At 40.3% G+C, this 24,155-nt stretch carries 20 protein-coding genes; 12 read left to right on the top strand and 8 right to left on the bottom strand.

Annotation, left to right across the window (positions count from 1 at the left end; all coding sequences use genetic code 11):
- Positions 1-153: 153 nt before the first annotated feature.
- Positions 154-2,175, bottom strand: a complete 2,022-nt coding sequence (gene uvrB, locus FTU75_RS02585) for an excinuclease ABC subunit UvrB (RefSeq protein ID WP_180115043.1) — start codon at positions 2,173-2,175, stop codon at positions 154-156.
- 294 nt (positions 2,176-2,469) lie between these two features.
- Here uvrB and FTU75_RS02580 point away from each other — a divergent pair, with 294 nt between their 5' ends.
- Entirely contained in the window at positions 2,470-3,258 is a 789-nt protein-coding gene (locus FTU75_RS02580; protein ID WP_180023438.1) for a hypothetical protein, read from the top strand.
- Between the two features lie 195 nt (positions 3,259-3,453).
- Positions 3,454-4,911: a sensor domain-containing diguanylate cyclase gene (locus FTU75_RS02575; RefSeq protein ID WP_180115164.1), complete on the top strand. Its 1,458-nt coding sequence runs from the start codon at positions 3,454-3,456 to the stop codon at positions 4,909-4,911.
- Between the two features lie 60 nt (positions 4,912-4,971).
- On the opposite strand, the gene FTU75_RS02570 is transcribed toward FTU75_RS02575, so the two are convergent.
- Entirely contained in the window at positions 4,972-5,151 is a 180-nt protein-coding gene (locus tag FTU75_RS02570; RefSeq protein ID WP_078190224.1) for a hypothetical protein, read from the bottom strand.
- Between the two features lie 441 nt (positions 5,152-5,592).
- Between FTU75_RS02570 and FTU75_RS02565 the strand changes: the two genes are divergently transcribed.
- From FTU75_RS02565 to FTU75_RS02555, 4 genes are all read left to right on the top strand, one after another.
- Positions 5,593-6,651, top strand: coding sequence for an OmpW family protein (locus FTU75_RS02565; protein ID WP_180035627.1), 1,059 nt, complete (start codon positions 5,593-5,595; stop codon positions 6,649-6,651).
- 244 nt (positions 6,652-6,895) lie between these two features.
- Positions 6,896-8,107: an MFS transporter gene (locus FTU75_RS02560; RefSeq protein ID WP_078190227.1), complete on the top strand. Its 1,212-nt coding sequence runs from the start codon at positions 6,896-6,898 to the stop codon at positions 8,105-8,107.
- Positions 8,100-8,234, top strand: coding sequence for a hypothetical protein (locus FTU75_RS18315; RefSeq protein ID WP_257223690.1), 135 nt, complete (start codon positions 8,100-8,102; stop codon positions 8,232-8,234). The genes FTU75_RS02560 and FTU75_RS18315 overlap by 8 nt, the downstream gene beginning before the upstream one ends.
- A gap of 221 nt (positions 8,235-8,455) precedes the next feature.
- Positions 8,456-9,412 carry a TauD/TfdA family dioxygenase gene (locus FTU75_RS02555; RefSeq protein ID WP_180115042.1) on the top strand — a complete coding sequence of 319 codons (957 nt, stop codon included), beginning with the start codon at positions 8,456-8,458 and terminating at the stop codon, positions 9,410-9,412.
- Between the two features lie 107 nt (positions 9,413-9,519).
- Here FTU75_RS02555 and FTU75_RS02550 read toward each other — a convergent pair whose 3' ends face one another.
- A complete protein-coding gene (locus tag FTU75_RS02550) occupies positions 9,520-10,431 on the bottom strand; it encodes a LysR substrate-binding domain-containing protein (RefSeq protein WP_180115041.1) in 912 nt (303 codons plus the stop codon).
- Positions 10,432-10,533: 102 nt separating this feature from the next.
- Here FTU75_RS02550 and FTU75_RS02545 point away from each other — a divergent pair, with 102 nt between their 5' ends.
- Positions 10,534-11,385: a pirin family protein gene (locus FTU75_RS02545; RefSeq protein ID WP_180115040.1), complete on the top strand. Its 852-nt coding sequence runs from the start codon at positions 10,534-10,536 to the stop codon at positions 11,383-11,385.
- Positions 11,386-11,479: 94 nt separating this feature from the next.
- Here the strand turns inward: FTU75_RS02545 and FTU75_RS02540 are convergent, their stop codons facing one another.
- Positions 11,480-12,463, bottom strand: coding sequence for an alpha/beta hydrolase (locus FTU75_RS02540; RefSeq protein ID WP_257223703.1), 984 nt, complete (start codon positions 12,461-12,463; stop codon positions 11,480-11,482).
- Positions 12,464-12,798: 335 nt separating this feature from the next.
- On the opposite strand from FTU75_RS02540, the gene chrA reads away from it, so the two are divergent.
- Positions 12,799-14,037 (top strand): chromate efflux transporter, encoded by a 1,239-nt coding sequence (chrA, locus tag FTU75_RS02535; protein ID WP_180115038.1) that lies wholly within the window; start codon positions 12,799-12,801, stop codon positions 14,035-14,037.
- Positions 14,038-14,072: 35 nt separating this feature from the next.
- Here chrA and FTU75_RS02530 read toward each other — a convergent pair whose 3' ends face one another.
- Positions 14,073-15,185, bottom strand: coding sequence for an AAA family ATPase (locus tag FTU75_RS02530; protein WP_180115037.1), 1,113 nt, complete (start codon positions 15,183-15,185; stop codon positions 14,073-14,075).
- A gap of 142 nt (positions 15,186-15,327) precedes the next feature.
- Positions 15,328-16,743 carry a Si-specific NAD(P)(+) transhydrogenase gene (gene sthA / locus FTU75_RS02525; protein WP_078190237.1) on the bottom strand — a complete coding sequence of 472 codons (1,416 nt, stop codon included), beginning with the start codon at positions 16,741-16,743 and terminating at the stop codon, positions 15,328-15,330.
- Positions 16,744-16,949: 206 nt separating this feature from the next.
- Between sthA and lipA the strand changes: the two genes are divergently transcribed.
- The 3 genes from lipA to FTU75_RS02510 all read left to right on the top strand — a co-directional run bounded on the left by lipA (position 16,950) and on the right by FTU75_RS02510 (position 21,433).
- Positions 16,950-17,963 (top strand): lipoyl synthase, encoded by a 1,014-nt coding sequence (gene lipA / locus FTU75_RS02520; RefSeq protein ID WP_180115036.1) that lies wholly within the window; start codon positions 16,950-16,952, stop codon positions 17,961-17,963.
- A 410-nt stretch (positions 17,964-18,373) separates the two neighbouring features.
- Positions 18,374-20,887: an acyl-CoA dehydrogenase gene (locus FTU75_RS02515; RefSeq protein WP_180115035.1), complete on the top strand. Its 2,514-nt coding sequence runs from the start codon at positions 18,374-18,376 to the stop codon at positions 20,885-20,887.
- A gap of 159 nt (positions 20,888-21,046) precedes the next feature.
- Positions 21,047-21,433: a carboxymuconolactone decarboxylase family protein gene (locus tag FTU75_RS02510; protein WP_180108291.1), complete on the top strand. Its 387-nt coding sequence runs from the start codon at positions 21,047-21,049 to the stop codon at positions 21,431-21,433.
- A gap of 104 nt (positions 21,434-21,537) precedes the next feature.
- On the opposite strand, the gene FTU75_RS02505 is transcribed toward FTU75_RS02510, so the two are convergent.
- Both FTU75_RS02505 and FTU75_RS02500 read right to left on the bottom strand, forming a co-directional pair.
- Complete coding sequence (locus FTU75_RS02505; RefSeq protein WP_180004813.1) at positions 21,538-21,795, bottom strand: hypothetical protein; 258 nt, start codon at positions 21,793-21,795, stop codon at positions 21,538-21,540.
- Between the two features lie 186 nt (positions 21,796-21,981).
- The gene (locus tag FTU75_RS02500) at positions 21,982-23,160 is read right to left on the bottom strand and encodes a S1C family serine protease (protein ID WP_078191894.1); all 1,179 of its coding nucleotides are present in this window, start codon (positions 23,158-23,160) and stop codon (positions 21,982-21,984) included.
- A 169-nt stretch (positions 23,161-23,329) separates the two neighbouring features.
- Between FTU75_RS02500 and FTU75_RS02495 the strand changes: the two genes are divergently transcribed.
- Positions 23,330-24,088, top strand: a complete 759-nt coding sequence (locus FTU75_RS02495; RefSeq protein WP_180076868.1) for a Nif3-like dinuclear metal center hexameric protein — start codon at positions 23,330-23,332, stop codon at positions 24,086-24,088.
- The last annotated feature ends 67 nt before the right edge of the window (positions 24,089-24,155 follow it).

Here is a 24,155-nt window from a genome sequence, read left to right as displayed (position 1 = left end):
TTATGCCTCATTTCGATGCAAAACATTCGATGAAAATTAAGTAATTCTTTCTCTCGTGTTTTCACTCTAGCGGAAAAAATTGCTCTAAAAATCATTTTCTTGTCTGAATTATGTATGTCATTCAAACAATATTCCGCATCTTGTCTAACAAAATTATGAAATCATCTGTGCTTTTAAACGCAAGATTTCATCGCGTAATCGAGCGGCTTGTTCAAACTGTAATTCCTTAGACGCTTTTAGCATTTCTTTTTCCAACTTATTCATATGTTTTGCCAGAAGTTTTGGATCCGACATCAAATGACGTTCATCTGCAGTTAATGCCTTGGCCTGATCTGAAATTTTTGCATCGATTTCATCATCTGTGAGCACTTCACCAGTATCAATATCATTAACGTTTTGACGCACTGCACTGCGTGGCGTAATGCCATGTTCAAGGTTAAAGGCGATTTGTAAATTACGACGCCGATCCGTTTCATCAATGGCTTTTTGCATTGAGTCAGTCATACGATCTGCATATAAAATCGCTTTACCGTTTAAGTTACGCGCTGCACGACCAATGGTTTGAATCAAAGAACGCTCAGAACGTAAGAACCCCTCTTTGTCAGCATCTAAGATGGCGACTAAAGACACCTCTGGCATATCTAAGCCTTCACGCAGCAAGTTAATCCCAACAATTGCATCGTATACACCTGAACGCAATTCATGAATAATTTTAGTTCGTTCAACAGTGTCAATATCAGAATGTAAATAAGCGACCTTAATACCATATTCTTTCAAATATGAAGTTAAATCTTCTGCCATACGTTTGGTTAATGTCGTAACCAATACACGCTCATTTAAGTTTTTACGATTATTAATTTCTGACAATACATCATCCACTTGCGTTAACACTGGACGAATTTCAATTTCAGGGTCGACCAAACCTGTGGGTCGAACCACTTGCTCAACGACTTGTTCAGACTTTTCCATTTCGTAATGTGCAGGCGTTGCACTGACATAAATGGTCGAAGGAATAATCCGCTCCCATTCTTCAAATTTCATTGGGCGGTTATCAAGCGCACTTGGTAAACGAAAACCGTAATTGACCAAATTTTCTTTACGTGAACGGTCACCTTTATACATAGCCCCAATTTGCGGTACGGTAACGTGCGATTCATCAATGATTAATAAAGCATCATCAGGTACATAATCAAACAAAGTCGGAGGTGCTTCACCAGAAGGACGGCCAGACAAGTGGCGTGAATAGTTTTCAATACCGTTGGTATAGCCAAGCTGCTGCATCATCTCTAAATCATAACGTGTACGTTGTTCGATACGCTGTGCTTCGAGTAATTTATCATTTGCACGAAAGAATCCTAGTCGTTCTGCGAGTTCTTCACGAATCGTTCCAATTGCACGCTGTAAATTATCTTTAGGTGTTACATAATGGCTTTTTGGGTAAATCGTAATCCGTGGCACTTTACGGACCATTCTGCCCGTCAATGGATCAAACCATCGAACTGAATCAACTTCATCATCAAATAACTCTATTCGAATGGCATTTTGATCAGATTCAGCAGGAAAAATATCAATAATTTCACCACGAATACGGTATGTGCCCCGTAAAAATTCGAGTTCATTTCGGGTGTATTGCATTTCCACCAAACGACGGATGATATCATCACGGCTAATACGGTCTCCTTCCACGATATGCAGAAGCATACTCATATAAGCATTGGGATCACCCAGACCATAAATAGCTGAAACTGACGCAACGATAATTGCATCACGTCGCTCTAACAATGCCCGTGTTGCCGAAAGACGCATTTGGTCGATATGATCATTAATCGATGAATCTTTTTCAATAAAAGTATCTGAAGATGGAACATAGGCTTCGGGTTGATAATAGTCATAATAACTGACGAAGTATTCCACGGCATTATGCGGAAAGAAGGCTTTAAACTCGCCATAAAGCTGCGCAGCTAAAGTTTTATTATGCGCCATAATAATCGTTGGACGTTGCGTGCGTGCTATCACATTTGCCATGGTATAGGTTTTACCTGAACCTGTTACCCCTAAGAGCAACTGATCATGCATTCCTTTTTCAATCCCCTTCACCAATTTCTCAATCGCTTGAGGCTGATCACCTGCCGGCTGATATTGTGTTACCAGTTCAAAAGGCTGTTCCTGCATCACACTCTTCTTCAACAGTTTTATATGGCTTTATTATGAGGGCAAAGTTGCACAAAACAACGCTAAATTTATGTAAATACCAGAGGCGTGTACAGACTGAAAATTTATAACTCAACATACCCCCACAGATTTTTCTCATGTTTGAAAAATAATTCGCCTGATTTCGCATGTTTTTCTTGAGGAAACTCTTGGCTCTAAAAAAACTCAGGAATAAAGCGTTCATTTATCCCTTATTGATACTTGACCTATGTAAATTTCACCTGCAACATGAACAAAAGGACGCCACAGATCAAACTTATGACTTACCAATATCATGACGAAAGTATTGTTAAAAACCTACCCGAAGATACTATTTTTGTTTTTGGCAGCAATATGGCAGGTCAACATACTGGCGGTGCAGCGCGTACTGCCCTAGAGCATTTTGGTGCAATGAATGGTATTGGTCGTGGATGGGCTGGTCAAAGTTTTGCTATTCCAACAATGAATGAGCATTTACAACAAATGCCATTGTCTCAGATTCAACATTATGTTGATGATTTTAAAATCTATACCAAGAATCATCCCAAGACCAAATATTTCATTACGTCGATTGGCTGTGGTGTCGCTGGCTATAAAGTTGAAGAAATTGCTCCCATGTTTAAGGGGATTTCCAGAAATGTTATTTTTCCAATTTCATTCCGTCCTTTCGTTGAAAAAGCTTTACCTAAACTTACTTCGAAACTTCTACATACAATTTTTCAAGACTCGGTAATTTTTGCACCTTCGGCAGATGAATTGGTTGATGTTCTGGCCTTAACAGATAATGAAAAAAGTCTTGCGAAAATTGTGCTGAATACCCAAATGTACCCGACAGATAGCAATGGTCGTGACCGTATTTTTGAAATTGAAGATATTTTACATGCCCTGAATGGGAAAATATTTGAGTTTCAAAGCAACTCAGAAGGCCCAATGATGTTTGGCGGCGTCATTTTAGCCCTACTTGAACTGTACAATATTAATGAAAAAGATTTTATTGATGTTTGGAAAGCTGAACGTGAAATCGCTGCACCAAAGCCTGAAAATAAAGCTCGTAAAGCCAGCCGCTAAAGACTATTTTCACCTCATTTCCCCCAAAAAAGCCAAAGTCTACATTGGCTTTTTATCTAAGGTGGATTAATGACTTTTAGCGACTCAAGTCACATTAAAAATAAAGTTTATTTTACATATCACATTATTTTAATATCATTTTTTTCGTCTTATACTACATGCTGTAATTATCATGAAGAATGACGAGCACATAAAATAGACATGCTAGATTCTCCTTTTTTTGAGCTATCCCCCATTGCCATGTGGCTTGAAGATTACAGTGAAGTCAAAAAACAATTTGATCTCTGGCGTCAGCAAGGTGTGCAGGATCTCTCCACTTTTCTTCAACAAGATGAATCACGAATTCTGCAATGTGCAAGAAAAATAAAAATCTTACAGGTCAACACAAAAACGTTAGAACTGTATCAAGCGCGTAATATTGAACATTTATGTCAAAACCTTGATCTCGTTTTTCAGGCGGAGATGTGTCAAACACATATTAGAGAATTGGTTGCATTATGGAATGGGGAAACACATTTTTCCCATTCTGCCGTAAACTATACACTCAGTGGGCAACGTTTAGACATTCAACTCAAAGGCATCGTCCTACCAAATCATGAGCAGGATTTATCAGCAGTCTTAATTACAACTGAAGATATCACATCTTATACCGAAGCTTGCCGTTTACAAGAACAAAGTCGTCATTTAGCGGAAGCGCGTTTCCATTATTCGCCAACCTCTCTTTGGGTAGAAGATTTCAGCCGGGTTAAAATAAAATTAGATCAGCTTCGCGCTTTAGGTATAGAAGATTTTGTGACATTTTTGGATGTTCACCCCGATTTTGTACAAGAGTGTATTAAGGAAATATTGATCGTTGACGTTAATCAGGCCACCCTTGATTTATTTGGCGCTCCGAATAAAGAAATATTGCTCAAAAATGTACATAAAGTATTTGCCAAAGAAATGCTTCAAACTTTTAAAGAACAACTGATTGAACTTTGGAACGGTAATTTACATCATCAACGTGAAGCTATAAATTATGCACTTGATGGCAGTATTCGCCACGTCTTACTACAATTTACTGTATTTCCCGATTATCTCGACGACTGGAGCACCGTGCAGGTTGCATTAACCGATATTACCGCACGTAAAAAGGCTGAAAATTATCTTGAGTATTTAGGTAAGCACGACGTACTGACCAAACTCTATAATCGTTCATTTTATATCGCAGAACTCAAGCGTCTCGAACGCAATCAATTACGTCCTGTTTCTTGTATTTTTATTGATTTAAATGGACTAAAAGAACTCAATGACAGTATTGGGCACGATGCTGGTGACAGTATCCTCAGACGTCTGGGCAACATTTTAAACCAACTTATTCAGCATACGCCCTATTCTGCTTCGCGCATTGGCGGTGATGAATTTGTCATACTTTTACCGGGTGCTGATGATGCAGCACTGCAAAACTGTTTACAAAGTTTGAATGAGTTGTTATTGGTCGATAACCAGTTTTATTCAAATCAACCGATGAGTATATCGATTGGTTCTGCCACCAATATCTTGAATGAGCAAATGGACGATATGCTTAAACGTGCTGATCTTGACATGTATCGTCAGAAGAAAAATTATTATATCAATAAAGACCGTAGAATTCAGTCTGAAATACGCAATTAACATCAATAATTTGCAATAAAAAAGCCATGGTTTGAACCATGGCTTTTTTATTTAAATCTTTTAACGCTTACCCATCGAACGACGTGTACCGCGTGGTGGCATCCAAGTACGGTCAGCATAACGCTGAGGTTTTGGACGCATATCTTCAAAGATTTCATCCGAAGCATTATCTTCAGCTTTTTTAATCGGAAAAGGCAAATTGACTAAAGCCTTTTTCTTGGGAGGGTTTTGCGTACTCATACGAATAACTCAATTGAATCTGGCGCTATTGTACAAAAAAAATGGTTTTGGTGTAAAAGGCTTTGAGAGATTAACCACGATTGACATATAACGACTCAACGATGAACTATGACTTATATCTATATAGGACAACAAAACAAAAAGTTGCTTTGAATATGGTCGTTTTAAACTATTTTATTGACCTAAACAAATAAATTCACTGTCATTTATGTCAATAAATATTGAATATTTACAAATAGATAGAAGCATTTCTAAATTTCAAAAATGTTCGTTTTTTTTACACAAATACCTCAATAAAACCTTCAAACAATACAAATCAACAAGAATGTTACAGGATTATTACCTTTACTCTTGTTTTCTATAACATTTTTTACGCACTAATTTTGAATAATGGGCACTTAGAAAAATTATTATCAATTTACGGACATGGAGTCCTTTCAAATGAAAAAAAGTGTATTGTGCATTGCTGCTTCAATGGCTGCCCTACCTATGCTCAGTCATGCAGACTCACCATATTTTAGTTTAAAAGATGGCGATGGCTTCAAACGTTTTTCTGTCTCTGTTGGTGCTCTACATGTTATGCCACAAGGTAAAGCGCAGCCATTTCGTGTAAATACTGCCATCAATGAAGGCTATGAGGCAGAAGTTGGTGATGTTAAAACACAAACAGTAAAAGACAATATTCGAGAAGGATATAAAGTCCCTCCGCTGCTAGCAGGTGCGCTAAACCTTTTGGACACAGTTCCTGCTTCAATGAGTGGTAAAGCCACGATTTCAGGACTTGAACAATGGGACAATCCAGGGACAGGTCTTGAAGCAGACGACGTCACCACGCTTGGGATCATGACCAACTATTTCTTCACTGACAATGTATCACTAGAAATGAAAGCGGGTATTCCGCCAAAAGTTGATTTACAAGGCTCAGGAAAAATTTACGCACCATTTTCAGCCATTGCGAAACCACTAGGCGGTGCACTGGGAAATCTTGAACTTGAAAATGATATTTTCATTACCGACTTAGGCGCACATGGTGCAGCAGCTTCTGCACGTGCATGGACTCCGGCTGCTGAAATCCAATATCACTTTGGTAAAACTGGCGTCAATAAATTCCGTCCCTATGTGGGTCTAGGCGTGATGTATGCCTACTTCAATGAATTGGAAATGAATCCACAAATTGAGAAAGATTTAATTGCCGCAGGTCACATGATTGCCAACATTAAAGAAGGTAATGCAGGCGCCTCTTTGGAAGGAAAACCAAGTAAGGCAAATCCAAAAGTTGATTTAGAGGCAACTGATGTATTTGCTCCGGTTGCAACGGTGGGCTTCACCTATGACTTCAATGACAAATGGTTTGCTGTAGGTTCTGTCAGCTATGCACACCTACAAAATGAAACAACCATTACCGTTACAGATGCGACACACGGTGAACTGATCAAATCTAAAGCCGATATTGAAGTAAATCCAATTCTTGCGTATGCAGGTATCGGTATGCGTTTCTAATTAATAACCTGAATATAAAAAAGACGGCTACAGCCGTCTTTTTTATTAGGCTATATATGGTCTTTTATTTTGAATTATCTCTTCAACCTCTTTTAAACACTTTTGAATTTATGCTGAGGCAATTTCCTTTATTCATCCATAGTTACCTATAAAAAAAATTTATTGTTTGGTGAATTAAATTTAATCGCAACTCTGCGTTTATTCGAATACCATTGGATTAAATTTAAAGAATGTAGACTGCTGTATGTCTGATACTCGTTTCTCAAAGCCCCTGATTTACATGCTCATTGGCAGTGCTATTATTTTGGCATTGTCTTTAGGGGTGCGTCATGCATTTGGCCTCTATCTCGTGCCGATGAGTGATGAATTCGGTTGGGGACATAACGTATTTAGCCTTGCCATTGCCATGCAAAACTTAATTTGGGGTGCTGTGCAGCCAATTACTGGGGCTTTTGCAGATAAATATGGCAGTAAGATCGTGGTCGCCGTCGGTGGTGCATTATATGCCCTCGGACTATTACTCATGGCCGTCAGCTCCACCGGTTTACTGCTTAATTTAAGCGCAGGTTTAATTCTAGGTTTGGCTCTCTCGGCCACTTCCTTTCCTGTTTTGCTTTCGGCAGTTGGACGTGCAGCGCATCCAGACAAACGTAGTTTAGCCATGGGTATTGCCAGTGCCGCAGGTTCTTTTGGTCAGTTCATTATGCTGCCCTCTACATTACTGCTACTGCAAAAATTTGGTTGGTCTTCGGCTTTGGTGGTCAGCGCCATTTTAATTGCGCTTATTATTCCTTTAGCTTGGATGTTAAAAGCACCAATGTATGTTGCACCAAATGCAACCAATACGCATGAAGCCTCTCTGACATTTAAACAAATTTTGCAATTGGCTTGGGAGCATAAACCCTTTTGGTTTCTAGCACTTGGTTTCTTTGTCTGTGGCTTCCAAGTGGTGTTTATTGGCATCCATCTGCCGGGTTATTTAATCGATCATGGCTTTAATGCCACTACAGGCACTATTTTCCTCGCGCTCGTTGGACTGTTTAATATTGTCGGCACCTACACAGCAGGTTGGCTCGGTGGCAAATATTCCAAACCAAAGTTATTGATGGGGCTTTATGGTTTACGAGGCATTGCCATTATTGCCTTTCTTTTGCTGCCTTTAAGTACATGGACAATCTATGCTTTTGGCGTCATTATGGGTCTACTATGGCTTTCTACCGTACCGCTCACCAACGGTATAGTGGCCAATATGTTTGGCGTTAAATATCTAAGTATGCTCAGCGGTATCGTGTTCTTTACACATCAAGTCGGTTCATTTTTTGGTGGCTGGCTGGGTGGTGTGAACCACGATATGACCGGTAACTATAATGCCATTTGGATTTTTTCGATTGTCCTGAGTATTTTTGGGGTATTGGTACATTTCATGGTTAATGAGGAAAGTGTCATTCATGACTAATTCAACATTATGGTTCCGACTCAGTATTGCCATCAGTATTCTGGCCTTGTTGGCTTTATCCATCGGCTTATGGAGCCAAACACCTCAATTATTTGAATACTTTAACCAAGCGTTTTGTGCGCATTAAAAACGTATTGAAATCTTAATTCCGACCCAAACTGCTGTTTTATCAACACTACAACAGCAGTTTTTTAGCTATTTTCTACACGATTCAATAAAAGCTGCATTTTCAGCATATTAGTATTAATAATAAGTTTTTTCATAAACTTAGCTTATTTTTTAATTTTCCAACCTACACTTTCTTCCATAGATTAAGTCTCAATAAAGAACAATTTGAGAACTTATAAAATGACCGCATTAACTCAACTTTCACAAGCCATCCATGATGCTCCGCGTTGGCATCAAGCAGAACATTTTCAAGATGGCAATGAAATTCGTATTGAAGCGCAACATGACCAAGCTTTGGGGGCTGTGGTTTATGGTTTAGATGCGCGTAAAGCACAGTCTGGGGAAACCATCTACCGTTTAAAACAAGCGCTGGCAGAACACTTGATTTTAATTTTTAAACATCAAAGTCTAGATGATTTACAGTATCTCGCGTTTGCAAGTTACTTCGGTTCAATCTTCCGTCCCGGTGCAGATATTCCTGTGCTAGCGTCACAAGATGATACCGGTACACCGCCAGACGTCGTACCCGTTTCCAATGCAGTGGGCAAAGGTGACTATACTGGGCATGGTGAATTGGCTGCGCACGCAGATCATCAGTGGACTCCTCTGCCATCTTTTGGCTCATTACTCTATGCCATTGAACTGCCACAAGACGGTGGACAAACCTCATGGTATAACACCATTAAAGCCTATGAAGCTTTAGATGAAGCGACACAAAAACATTTAGACCAACTTCAACTCATTACCTATAACCCATTTGTCCGTGCCAAAAATAATAAAGGCACAACGGGATATGGCGCTACACCGCTATATCGTTTCAAAGACCAACCGATTGTTGGACATGCCTATCCACATCCGCTTGTACGTACCCATCCAGAAAGTGGCCGTAAAGGTCTGTGGTTAAATGAACGATCTGAAGTGGAATTGGTTCACTACGATGATCAGTCAGGCAGTGAATTGATTGCATCTTTACGTGAACATTTATTGAAACCTGAGTTTCGATATGAACATCAATGGGAAGAAGGTGACATTGTATTTTGGGATAACCAAGCCACTTTACACTCACGCCGCCCTTTCCCTTCAGACCAACGCCGCTTATTAAAGCGAATTAGCCTAGCAGGAGGACGACCATACTAATGTTGAACTTCATGCCAACAATAAAAAATAAATAACCCTGTAAAATCCGTGTTTGAGCAATAACCCCAAATAATTAAAATATTAAAACAATAAAAACACTGCTCAAATTACGGATGATCTATATCCAAAGCCTTAAAGCCTGAAATCAAATGATCTAACATCGCACGCACACCCGGCAGCATACCTTGTCGTGTCGCGTATGCAACATGGATGACCCCTTGCGGCAATTGCCATTCAGGAAATAGCTCAATTAACTCATCACTTTTTAAAGCATCACGTACAAACACTTTGGGCAAAGAAGCGATTCCCACGCCAGAAATAGCAGCAGAAATCATCGCACTAAAACTGTCAGTTCTTAAGCGTGGATGAAATTCAATTTGTTGGGTTTCACTTTTTTCACGATGTCGAAAATCCCAAAAATGTTTAGGCCGATCAAAACCAATACACGGAAAATTTTGAATCTCAGCCAATTGCTGTGGCATTTCACGCTCTGAGAAAAGTTGTGGCGATGCCACCAAAACATGATCCCATGCATCTAAATCTCGAACGATCAAATCACTATCCATTAAAGGCATATTGCGCACACGAATGGCTAAATCTACCCCTTCCTCAATCACATCAACCCGATGATTAGTCGCCATCAGATGCACACTGACCTCAGGATATTGCTGCATAAAATCGGTGACCATTTTTGCAACAGGCATTTCCACCAAAGCCACAGGACAAGAGATTTTAATCTGGCCACAGAGTTGGTCATTCAACGTACTGAGCACAAAGTTTTCCGTTTCGCTGACTTCCTCTAAAATTTTTAAGCAATGCAAATAGAACTGTTGTCCTATTTCAGTTACTGTAAATTTTCGCGTATTCCGCTGAATCAGACGTACACCCAAACGGGTCTCTAATTCTGTGATACGGCGTGATAGCTTAGATTTTGTAATACCCAATGCTTCACTGGCTTTGGTATAACCTTGGTATTTCACCACTTGCACGAAGTAGTAATAGTCATTTAAATTTTGCATGATTGTTTCATTTTTAGAATAATCTGTTGAGTTTTTCGCCCTGTCATTCCCTCACTATACCTCAATAATAGATCTCAGAAGCAATATATTGAGGGCTGAATTATGAATTCAATCAAACGTGTTTATCATAGTGATCGTAGTACTTGGGTGGGCGATGGCTTCCCAACAAACTCTATGCTCCCTATGCAAGAAATGGGCAATCAAACCAGTCCATTCCTCGTTATGGGCTATACCGGCCAATATCATTTCTCTCCAAGTCATCATCAACGTGGTGTTGGGTCACATCCACATCGTGGCTTTGAAACAGTGACCATTGTTTATGAAGGAGAATTGGAGCATTTTGACTCTAAAGGAAATCACGGCAGCATTGCCAAAGACGAAGTGCAATGGATGACCGCAGGTCGAGGCATTATGCATGAAGAACACCATTCTAAAGATTTTGCCAAAACAGGCGGAAATTTAGACATGGTACAACTTTGGGTCAATTTACCTAGTCATGCCAAAATGACTGAACCTCGCTATCAAGAACTGACTACAGCCAATATTGCTGAAGTTAAACTTGCACAAAATGCAGGCGTGGTACGCGTCATTGCTGGCCAATTTGAAGACACATTGGGCGCAGCTGAAACCTTTAGCCCAATGAATGTGTTGGATGTGCGCTTGAATGCAAATGCTGAACAGGAATTTTCATTCAACCCACAGTGGAATAACATGATTTTTGTATTAAGTGGCGCGATCGAAATTGAAGGTCAACGCTTTGATGCGAAACAGACTTTATATGTCAGTGACCAAGTATCGTCATTGAAACTTAAATCTTTTGAAGCAACCAAACTGCTTATTTTAAGTGGCGAAGCTTTAAATGAACCAATTGCGGCACATGGACCATTCGTTATGAATACTGAAGACGAAATACGTCAGGCATTTTATGATTTTCAACATGGTCATTTTGCTTAAATATTTCCACGATAAAGTCCCAATAAAAAAACCGCCTTCTGGCGGTTTTTTTATATCTATGTTGGTATGAATTACGCATCACGCTTTCAACAGATTATTGCGTGACTTTTTGATAAAACGCATCGATTGCATTGACCATTTGATCGAGTCCCGGCTGTTCCAAAGGATAATGTCCTGCGTTTTTCAACATAACGACATCGACTGGAACTTGCTTAATCTGTGCTAAAAATGGCTGACTTAAAGCCAAAGGTGTCCAGCGGTCTTGCTCAGGCTGCGTGAGTAAAATTGGGCAGACATCAAACTGCTCCGGTGGCGTGTCATTCTTATAATATAAATAAGAATCTAGAAATTTAACCGATACGCTATTCCCAGCTGACGTTTTATCTTTTAAAAAGACCTGAAATGCCGCATCATTATTCACCAAGCGATGCATTTTACTTACCCAACGCATCGGCATTGGCAATGCTGAAAATGGTGTATGTGCTGTCACATGAGCCAGTGGGCTGCCCACGCGGCTCATAAATTTATTCAAAGAGACTTGATCACGCACAGTTTTATTTGAAGTGTCTAGAAAGGTCATACCGACGATACCTTTCACCTTTTTATTTTTTGCCGCCACGTGATAGGTCAACATACCACCTGCACTAAGCCCATACAAAACGATAGGACGATGATCTTTTTGTAGCTCGGCTTCAATGAGGTCATTACCTGCTTGAACCCAATCATCATAACGAATTTTTGAGCCCTTTTTGACTTGGGTGAGGCCATAACCGGGCATATCAATAGCGATAGTTTCATAGCCACGTTGTGCCAAAGGATGACCCAAAATCATCGACATTTGTCGACCATTTGTTCCCACACCATGAAACAGAATCACCTTCACTTTTGCCTGTGGATTCCGATAAGTATCTAAGTGAACAGTATGACCTTGCCAGTTCCACCACTCTTCTTTAGGGCGCTGCGTTTCGTCTAAATGGTATTCTTTGGGTAGATAGTGCTGAATGTCCTGCCAACTGTTTTGATCTGTATAACTTGCTAATGCTTGTGTAGCCGGTAGCTGATCATCTGCAAATGCCATGATTGAAAGTAACGATGCAATGCCACTCATCAACCACTTCAATAAAGCGCTCAAAATTTCTGATAAGGTGTCTGATTTTGGAGAAGTCATTTTTAGACAATTTTTTATGTGTATGTGCTGATGCTAATCAGCGGCGGAAACCGACGCCATGTGCATGTGGGACAGCACTATGTCACTTCGTCCAATTATCTTTTTCCCTGCTAAGCACTTCAAAATATTTTTGAAGCAGGATTTACATACTCCTGCAATAATCAGCCTTTAAGATCTTTTAACTTTAATAATTTTATCCTTTAGAAATTCATAACCTTACTTTTGATTTTAAATATTGGTAACGCATGAGCCAGTCCAAACCACAACGAAACCTTGTCATCTTTCTCACCTTTTTAAGATTAGGGTGTATTGCATTTGGTGGACCTGCGGCACATTTGGTGTTGTTTTTTCAATATTTTGTGAAACAAGAAAAATGGATAACAGAGCATGAATATGCGCATTTGCTTGCCTTGGCTCAAGTCCTTCCAGGCCCAACAAGTAGCCAGCTCGGCATGGCAATTGGATTTCAACTCAACCGCTATCAAGGTGCTTGTTTTGCATGGTTAGGATTTACTTTACCTTCAGCCCTGCTGATGTGTGCCGCGGCCACTTTAAGTATAAAACTCAGTAATCAACTCTCAACTTTATTCTTTCATGTTATTCAGTTAATTGTACTAGCCGTTGTTGCATGGGCATTTTGGCAAATGATGCGAAGCTTCTGTAAAACAAAATTTCAGTATCTAGTCATGCTTTTAGCTGCATTTTTTATTTATTTCTTTCAATTTTCTTTAAATCAAGTTTTGGTGATTTTATGCGCTGCAATTATCGGTTTAGTTTTATCGTCAAATCAATTACACAGCCAAAAGCCAAATATCGCCGAAACATTTCCACCCAAACATGACAATTTTAGCCGGAATGCACATGAAAATACTTGCACCTCTTGGCTATGGCTTCTCGCCTTTATCAGCCCTTTTTTCGTTCTGCCATTCTTCGATATACAACATAGCAATATATTGGCTTTCAGCTTAGAAAGCTTCTACCGCACAGCATCCCTCGTCTTTGGTGGTGGACATATTATTTTGCCATTTTTACATCAGGACTTTGTCTCTACAGGACTGATCAGTAATGAAAATTTTGACTTAGGCTATGCCCTTGCACAACTCATGCCGGGACCTTTGTTTAGTTTCGCCGCCTATCTCGGCACACTTTTACCCATGACCGATGTGCCAATCTTGAATGCCGCACTCGCGACGTTAGCGATATTTTTACCATCATTTTTATTATTGTTTGGCTTATTGCCCTATTGGAATAAATTGATGAAATACCCGATGCTTTTTGGCACCTTAAAAATAATCAATGCGGCTGTCGTTGGTTTATTACTGTGTCTACTATTTCAAATGAGCCAAAAATACATCATTCAATGGACAGACTTTATATTTGTTGCCGTCGTTATTGCTTTACTTCGCAGCAAACTGCCAGTTTGGTTCAGCTTAATAAGCAGTTTTATCAGCTATTATGCTTTTTTAACTTTTCTGCCTTTTTAAACTTAAGCAAAAAAGACTATAACTAAAGAAGTAAATTAATCCTCATCGATTAAGCTTGCGCCCTTGACCACGGTCTTCCCCTCAACCTGATCCAGTTGATAATGCTGCACATCACTATACTGTTTGATCATTTCAACCAGCTCATTGGAATGTGTGGTCAACCAAAGCTGTGTATAGCGACTTGCTTCGGCAATCAGCATCGCCAACGCAGGTAATAAATCGGGATGTAAGCTATTTTCTGGCTCATTCAGTGCCATAAAATTTGGGGGGCTTGGACTCAACAAAGCCACGGCTAAACACAAAAACCGTAACGTCCCATCTGAAAATTCGGCACTTTCTAAAGGTCTTAAGATCCCTTGCTTTTGCATCATCATTTGAAAGCGCCCTCCCATTTCCTGCACATAAAATTGGGTCTGCGGAAAGGCTTTTTCTAGTACTTCAAACAAGGTTTCACTGTTACCTCGCTCACGCAAGGTTTCAAAAGCTGCGGCTAAATTTGTACCATCATGCGCTAAAACTGGCGAACGAATGCCCACTTGCGGGACACGAATCGGTGAATTTCCACTGACTGAAAACTCATGATAAAAGCGCCAATTTTTCATGGTCTCACGCACTTGTGAAACTTCGGGATATAAATGTGGGTCGGACAATTGTCCAAACACCGACTCTTCAGGTGTTAAAGACATCGGATAAGCAATCCGTTCTTCATCAATATTTTTAAGAAATGCCGCTTGGTTGGTTCTTTCCAACAACTCGCTCATTTTTCGACGTTGATAGCCGCTCAACCAAATCCCTTCAACTTTGACCAAAGGATCGAGTGCAAATAACGTAATGAGCGGTTCGGGAAAACCAATTTCAAGTTGATATTCATAATGCTCCATTTCCACAGCAAGCTTCATGCGCTTAGGATCTTTCGATCGATCACCCGCACGGTGACCACCTGCCCACATGATTTTTTGAATCCCGCCTTCATTAGCAATAGCTTGGGATAATTGGCCATTTGCAGCTTCATGTAAGAGACGAACAGCTTTATATAGATTGGATTTACCACAACCATTTGGACCACTGACAATATTCAGACGCGACAAGGCCAGATTCATATGATGAATAGATCGAAAACCTTGAATGGTCACTGAACGGATCGTCATAGGCTACCTAAAATGAGTTGAAAATGCTGATAATTATAAGTTGATTGACTGTATATTTTGTATGCACTTTATTCTACCCATAAAAAACCCGCAAGCCGAAACTCACGGGTCTTTCATTGCACATTCTAAGTTCAATTTAACCTTAGAATAAACGGTTCATACCATTCAATGTTGCAACACGGTACGCTTCCGCCATAGTCGGATAGTTAAATGTGGTTTCTACGAAATATTTAATCGTATTGTTCGGGCTGTTCATCACGGCCTGACCAATGTGGATAATTTCCGCAGCATTATTACCAAAGCAATGAACACCTAAAATTTCTAAAGTATCACGATGGAACAAGATTTTAAGCTCGCCCACGGTATCACCTGTAATTTGCGCACGTGCCAAATGACGGAAAGATGCCTGCCCCACTTCATACGGAATTTTTTCTTCAGTTAACTGTTGTTCAGTTTTACCAATCGAAGAAATTTCAGGAATTGTATAAATACCTGTAGGAATATCCGTTACAGGTGCAATTCCTTCTTCACCGCTCATATTAGAACCAGCACAGCGACCTTGGTCATATGCAGCAGATGCAAGTGAAGGCCAACCGATTACATCACCCGCAGCAAAGATATTCTCTACTTCAGTTTGATATTGATCATTCACGGTTAATTGACCACGGCTGTTTGGTTTAATACCTACATTTTCTAGGCCTAAACCATCGGTATTACCAGAACGACCGTTACACCACAAAATCGCATCTGCTTTAATTTTCTTACCACTTTGCAAGTGCAGAACTACATGATCATCATGTGTTTCAAGATGATCAATCTGCTCGTTGTGGCGAATCAGTACACCCTGCTCACGTAAACGATATGACAATGCATCTGAGATTTCATCATCTAAGTAGCTGAGTAATTTGTGCTGTGTATTGATCAAGTCAACTTTGTGGTCTAGACCAATAAAGATAGACGCATATTCACAACCAATCACACCTGCACCATAAATGATAATTTTTTGGATTGAATAATCCAGATCCAAAATTTTGTCTGAATCAAATACGCGAGGATGATTAAAGTCTAAAGCAGCTGGACGGTAAGGACGTGAACCTGTTGCAATCACTAATTGCTGGAATACTAAAGTTTCCGTCATACCTTCATTGCTAAAAATCAAAACAGTGTTTTGATCTTGGATATACGCACGGCCGTGGAAAATATCAATTTTATTACGGTCATAAAAACGTGAATGCGTTTCAACTTGTTGTTGAATCACTTTATGCGCATTACGTAACACTTGTTTCATCGTGAACTGTTTCCATTCACCGACTTTTTGGAACATAGGGTCACGTTGGTAACGTAAAATGCTTGAAACGGTCTGACGCAATGCTTTACTTGGAATTGTTCCTACATGGGTACAGTTACCACCAAGCTGTTCACGCATATCTACAATAGCAACTCGCTTACCTGATTTAGCAAGTTTCATTGCAGCGCCTTCACCCGCAGGGCCAGAACCCAGAACTACCGCATCGTATTTCACGAAAGTTCCACTAACGACCTCTTTCTTACGTGGCATTCAACGCTCCTTTACAAATATTCTTTAATCTAAGCTGTATTATGACGTATATCCTAACTTTTTTGGATATTTAGCTCACATATATTATGTGATAACCACATTTATTATATGAATATCGTTTTCCCCCTATTTAAGCTCAAGTCCGCTATAATGATCGAGCTAATTTTTTGAATATCTCCTCGTCAAAAACAGTGGAAAAGTTGAATATGTCTGAGAACCGTAAACCTGTACAGGGTGTAAAACTTCGTGGCGCAGAAAAAGTCGCTCGCATACCTGTGAAGGTCGTGCCAACGGTTGAAACGCCTCGTAAGCCTGACTGGATTCGGGTCAAAATGGCTGCCCCTGATGAAGTTCAACGTATTAAAACAACCTTACGCGCACAAAAACTACATACCGTGTGTGAAGAAGCGGCTTGCCCGAACTTACCTGAATGTTTCGGTGGCGGTACTGCAACCTTTATGATTATGGGCGATATCTGTACTCGTCGTTGCCCATTCTGCGACGTTGCGCATGGTCGTCCCAATGCTCTTGACCCAGATGAACCACGTCACATGGCAGAAACCATTGCCAATCTTGGTTTGAAATATGCCGTGATTACTTCTGTCGACCGTGATGACCTTGTTGATGGCGGCGCACAGCACTTTGTTGACTGTATTAAAGAAGCTCGTGACTTGAGCCCAAAAACACTTTTGGAAATTTTAGTCCCTGACTTCCGTGGTCGTATGGATGTTGCCCTTCGTATCATGACGGAGTGCCCTCCTGATGTGTTTAACCACAACATTGAAACTGTGCCACGTTTGTATAAAGCAATGCGTCCAGGTTCTGACTACCAACACTCTCTAAACTTATTAAAAATGTTTAAAGAATACTGCCCAGATGTACCAACCAAATGTGGTTTGATGGTCGGTATTGGTGAAACTGAAGAAGAAGTGATCGCGTTATTAGACGACTTAAAAGCACACGATGTTGACTATGTCACCATTGGTCAGTACTTACAGCCCTCTAAAGAACATGCCCCGATTGACCGTTTTGTAAGCCCAGAAGAATTTGAGCGTTACACTGCACATGGCCAAAAGCTTGGTTTCAAAAACATTTGGGCTGCACCAATGGTCCGTTCAAGTTACTTTGCTGACCGTCAATACTATGGTGAGCCAGTGCCTGCGGTACGTCGTAAAACTGATCCTGCAAAGAAAATTGCAGTTCAAGCGATTGAAGCCTAATCACACTAAGATGTAAAACATCGCAACTTAAAGCCCTCATTGATTGAGGGCTTTTTTTGTAGCTTTCACACTCAGCAAAATTCGTTTCCCACTATAAGATCTTTCGAAAATAGTGTATTCCTTAAACAGTATCCAATATATCGAATTATCCAAGTTTACGTAATGTGACATTTCTTTGCCCGATAGGGATTGTGTTGTGATTATTTATTAATCAATCTATTGATAACACTTTATTTGCGCTTTCATTATATTCGCGCAATTGTCCAATCATACTCACCAGCCGAGTGATGCCATTTTGACAGTCTCATGCACTTTAAAATCAGAAAGACAAAAGATGAGATCATTTTTAAACGCATGTAGGCTGTTTTAAACGCATAACGCTCTGGCCCTTGTCACTGGAGCCATAACAAATGCTATTTATACTCAGTGCCGTACTCTTGATTTTTGCTCTTTGGGCCGTTTTTTTCTTTGAACTTTCACGAACTGTAGGCGCATTAACACTGATATTCGTTTCAATTGCACTCGCCTTTTTAAGCCCATGGTCATTAATACTTGGCATCCCGCTTATTGCTTTAAGTTTAATTGTGTTGATTGACCCACTGAGGCTCAATCTACTCACCAAACCTGCTTATAAAACCTTAGCAAATGCGATGCCGAGTATGAGTACTACGGAACGTGAAGCGTTGGATGCAGGAACAAGTTGGTGGGAAAAAGAGCTATTTATGGGCGCGCCTGATTGGAAAAAATTTGAGGCTTATCCCTATCCTCAGCTCAGTGCTGAAGAACAATCGTTCATTGATAATGAAGTCGAGCAACTTTGTAGCATGCTCAACGAGTGGGATATTCACCATAAACATAAAGACCTCCCACCAGAAGCTTGGCAATTCATTAAGGATAATGGTTTCTTAGGACTGGTGATTCCAAAATCTTACGGGGGCCGTGAATTTAGTTCATTTGCACAAAGCCGAGTCATGAGCAAGATTGCATCCCGCTCACTGACTGCCGCAGTCAGTTGTATGGTGCCCAACTCGCTTGGACCGGGGGAATTGCTTCTACACTATGGTACTGAAGCACAAAAAGACCGATACCTCCCAGGCCTTGCCAAAGGTGAAGAAATTCCATGTTTTGGTCTCACTAGCCCTGAAGCAGGCTCAGATGCAGGTGCCATTCCAGATACAGGTGTCGTCTGTTATGGCACCTTTGAGGGACAACAAGTGCTCGGCTTAAACATGAACTTCTCTAAACGCTGGATTACCCTTGCACCAATTGCCACCGTCATTGGTCTCGCATTTAAGCTATACGATCCAGATGGCTTATTGGGAGATAAAAATAAAACGGAATATGGCATCACCTGCGCCCTATTACCGGCGAGTCATGACGGTGTCATTACAGGCCCACGTCATAATCCAGGCTCACCGTTTATGAATGGGACAGTTGAAGGCAAAGATGTCTTTATTCCATTAGACTGGATCATTGGTGGGATTGAAAATGCAGGCAAAGGCTGGCGTATGCTAATGGAATGCTTAGCGGTTGGTCGTGGTATTTCACTCCCTGCATTGTCAACGGCAGCCGGAGAAATGGCATATTTAAATGTCGGTGCATTTGCCAAAGTTCGTCAGCAGTTTAAAATTTCTGTGGGTAATTTTGAAGGTGTGCAAGAAGCATCGAGTGATATCGCATCAGATGCTTATATGCTTGAAGCATTCCGCTATTTGGTGACTTGTGGTTTAAACCAAGGCGGCAAACCTGCTGTAATGACTGCAATGGCCAAATACTATGCCACTGAAACCATGCGGAAAGTGGTGAATCATGGCATGGACATCGTCGGTGGACGTGCCGTGCAAATGGGACCTCGTAATTTTTTAGCTTTGAATTATCAGGCCATTCCTGTGTCAATTACTGTCGAAGGTGCCAATATTCTAAGTCGCTCTCTGATGATTTTTGGACAAGGCTCAATGCGGTGCCATCCATATTTATTTGAAGAGCTACAATTACTTCAAGCCGAAGATAAAAACGCTGCACTCAATACATTCAATGAAATGCTCTTTAAGCACTTAGGGTATACCTTTAACCGAACTGCACGTGCTTTTGCTTATGCGTTCACAGGTGGCCCATCCGACTCACCTGCTTCAGCAGATGAATTTAGCAGTCCCTACTATAAAAAAATTAATCGATTCAGTGCCGATTTCGCGCTGACTGCAGATATGTGTCTTGGCCTATTAGCCGGTGATATTAAACGTAAAGAAATGCTTTCGGGCCGACTTGCAGACATTCACTCTTATTTATTTATAGCAACGGCTATTCTTAAATATTATGAACAAGGTCAAAGAAGTGAAGCTGAACAATTACATGCGCAACTTGCATTAGATAAAGCTTTGTACAATGTTGAAGAAGCTTTCCAGGGCTTATTTGACAACTTCCCAATGCGGCTGGCAGCTAGCGTAGTAAAAATCATCTGCTTTCCGTTTGGACGAGTTGTTGCTAAACCGACAGACCGTTTAAAACGTGAAGTTGCCACTCAAATGATGCTAGACAATACTTTCCGCCAAGAACTCAAAAAGCATGTGTATTACAGCACTGCAGCAGATGAAGTTTCAGGTCGTATGGAAAATGCCTTTTTACAATTGTTAAAAATTGAACCGCTGTGGAACCAATTTAAAAAAGCTGAATCTAAAGGCCAATTTAAAGGTTTAACTTTTGAAGCACATATAGCCGATGCGATTGCACAAAAAGTCATTACAGCCTCCGAAGCTGAACAGCTCAGCACTTACAACATTCAACGCTATGACAGTATGCTCACAGATGTATTTGACATGCAGCTCATGCATGAACTTGAGCTATCAAATCCACATTTAACCATTGCACCAGAAGTGAAAAAGCAACAACACACCGATGATGAACCAGAAGCCTTCCTGCGTTATTAATCAGCTTCTGCATCGCTTTTGAGCTTAATTTTTCTCAAAATAAAAGCCATTCCACTGTTAAACAATGGGATGGCTTTTTTATACGACCATCAGCCAATGGTATCGCAGAGTCAAAGGTATAGGCTGTACTGAAAAATTACATCACAGAGGGTTTGCTGCATGTCACAACAAGATTATGAAAATGGCTTAAAAGTTCGTACTGAAGTTATGGGCGCAAGTTTTGTTAAACGGGCGCAAGACAATACCGTGCCATTTACTCAACCTTTGCAAGATTGGATTAATGAGCATGCATGGGGTTCAACTTGGCAGCGTGAAGGCGTTTTACCCCGTAAATATCGCTCACTGATTACCATTGCATTTTTAACTGCACAAAAAAGTCCAACAGAACTCAAGGGTCATGTCCGAGGTGCTTTAAATAATGGGGCGACTGTAGAAGAAATTCAGGAAGTGTTACTTCATAGTTTGCCATATTGTGGCGCACCGGCGACTCAAGAAGCCTTTCGTGCGGCACTTGAAGTCATTAATGACTATCAAAAATCTGAATAAGTTACTGCGTTATAAAACGGCTTTAGAAAACTACGATTATCGTGGTTTTCTAAAGGGTTTCATCTTGTTTTTAACTTAGGACCTTAAATGCAGTGAATCCCGAATCAAATCCAATACACATTAAAATTATAGAAGAATTCATTCACTTCAAATCGAACTTGATATCCCAATTCTGTAAGCTCAGCAGATAAACTTCGAATCTCTTCTAAAGCTAAATGCTTGGGTAAAACCGTAAATACGGCGGTATTCCCCTGTTTGGCATTTTCCTCAATCAGCAAAGCCAAACGTGTCTTATATAAGGCGATATCTAAATTGGCTTGACTGGATAAAACTTTGGCATATTCAGCGGGTAAAAAGCTCATATTCTTATACGCTTATCTGATTATTATTGCTTATAAATTAAGCCAAATTCAGCAAAGTGTGCAATGCATTTTTGTAATTGATATTTCAATTACAAAGCGCATTGTTTGGCGCAAACGATGCTCTTCAAAGCGATACACAAAAAAAGGTACTCAAAAGAAATCCCTCATGACGAGGGATTTTCTATGCTAGCGGGGTAATGGAATATATTGCGAGTCACTATTTTGAGTTTGCGGTTTACGCTCTCCCACTTGTACAGGTAATGTCATCGCCTTTCCGTCTCGCTCAATGTCAATTTGCATAGTGCTCAATGGCGCTTGTTGTGCAACGTAGTTGATTAAATGTGAGGTCGAGGTAATCAGCTCATTATTCACTTTCATGATTTTATCACCACGTTTTAAACCTGCTTGTGCTGCAGGTCCATTACGAATAACATCTGCCACAATCACACCATTCACCCGTGGATCTAAAATATTTTCTTGTTTAATTGGAAGTAAACTAATACCTAACCAACCACGAACCACTCGCCCATCTTTTAAAATGGCGTTCAGCACTTGTTGACATACTTTTGCAGGAATGGCAAAACCAATCCCCAAAGAGCCACCTGACTGCGAGAAGATCGCGGTATTTACACCAATTAAGTTCCCTGCAACATCAATTAAAGCACCACCAGAGTTGCCGGGGTTGATCGCCGCATCTGTTTGAATAAAGTCTTCGTAGGTATTGATCCCCAAATCTGAACGACCTGTAGCCGAAATAATCCCTTGCGTAACCGTCTGACCTACGCCAAAAGGGTTACCAATCGCTAGGACAACATCACCGACTTCATTGCCACTTAGCTTAAACGGCAAAACCGGTAATTGACTCATTTCAATCTTAATCACAGCTAGGTCTGTATCTGGGTCTGTGCCTACAACTTTCGCTTCAGCACGGCGACCATCATGTAAAGCCACAACGATCTGATCGGCCTGCGCAATCACATGGTTATTCGTCAAAATATAGCCATCTGGACGAACAATCACACCTGAACCTAAACTATTTTCGTTTTGATTGGTTTGATCTGGAAGTTGATTACCAAAAAACTCACGGTAAACCGGATCATTTAATAAAGGATGATCCAATTGTTTCACTTTTTGCGTAGTGAAAATATTGACAACCGCTGGCGCAGCAACTTTTACCGCAGCACTATACGAAACTACACCGCCTGTACGCGACGTATCAATGAGGGGCTCAACCTTTTCTGCAGGCATTTTAACCCCATCTGGGGCAATGGGTGCTTTAGGTTTTTGAACCTGTTGCCATGTAAAGAAACCGATGATCACAAGTATTAATAATACCCAAGGTAACCATGTAAAGGTCCGACGCACGTCTATATCCTCTAAATTTTATAATTCATTGATGGCTAAATAATTTATATCGTATTGTAATGTAATCTTTTCAACAAAATTAAAAATAAATACAGAGATTTGTGATTCTTTAGTTACAATTTAAACAATCGTAAATTTTGATGCATCTCTTTGAGATTTTGGACAGTATATGGCTCAGTTAAGTGAAATTATTCAGTGGTGTGACAGCACACTCAAAACACATGAATTTAAGGACTATGCTCCCAATGGCTTGCAAATTGAAGGCTCAGCAGAAGTGCATAAAATTTTATGTGCAGTTACCGCATCACAAACAGCGATTGAAGCCGCGATAGCAGCAAAAGCTGATTTGCTATTGGTACACCATGGTTATTTTTGGAAAGGTGAAGCTTACCCAATCACAGGTATGCGTGGCAAACGCATCAAAACCCTGATCAAAAACGATATTTCACTCGTTGGTTATCACTTACCTTTAGATAGTCACCCTACTTTAGGTAATAATGCAGCGATAGCAGATTTGCTCGAATTAAAGAATATTGAAGCCTTAGATCCTACTGAGCGCAATCCTATTGGCAATGTTGGTTATTTAAAACAAGCAATGACTCCAACAGCGTTTAAAGACTTCGTTTCTGAAAAATTAGGATTTGATGTCATTCACTTGCCGGCAGATAAACCATCGATTCAAAAAATTGGTTTGTGTACGGGTGGCGCACAAGACTTTATTGGCAAAGCCGCTGCATTAGATTGTGATGCGTACATTTCAGGTGAAGTGAGTGAACGTACTTTTTACGAAGCTGAAGAATTAAATGTGCATTATTATGCATGTGGACATCATGCAACTGAAAGATATGGTGTACAACGACTCGCAAAAGCTATTTCAGAACAGTTCAATATTGAGTATAGTTATTTCGAATTAAACAACCCGATTTAATTTAAATCGTCCTGGTCTTTGGCTCAGTCCTTATACGTATATTTTCAGGCTTTATTCTGTATTGTTA

Source organism: Acinetobacter sp. YH12140 (genome assembly GCF_013418475.1).
Taxonomy (GTDB): domain Bacteria; phylum Pseudomonadota; class Gammaproteobacteria; order Pseudomonadales; family Moraxellaceae; genus Acinetobacter; species Acinetobacter amyesii.
Note: the sequence above shows the minus strand (reverse complement) of the source record. Positions and strands in the feature narration are given on the sequence as shown.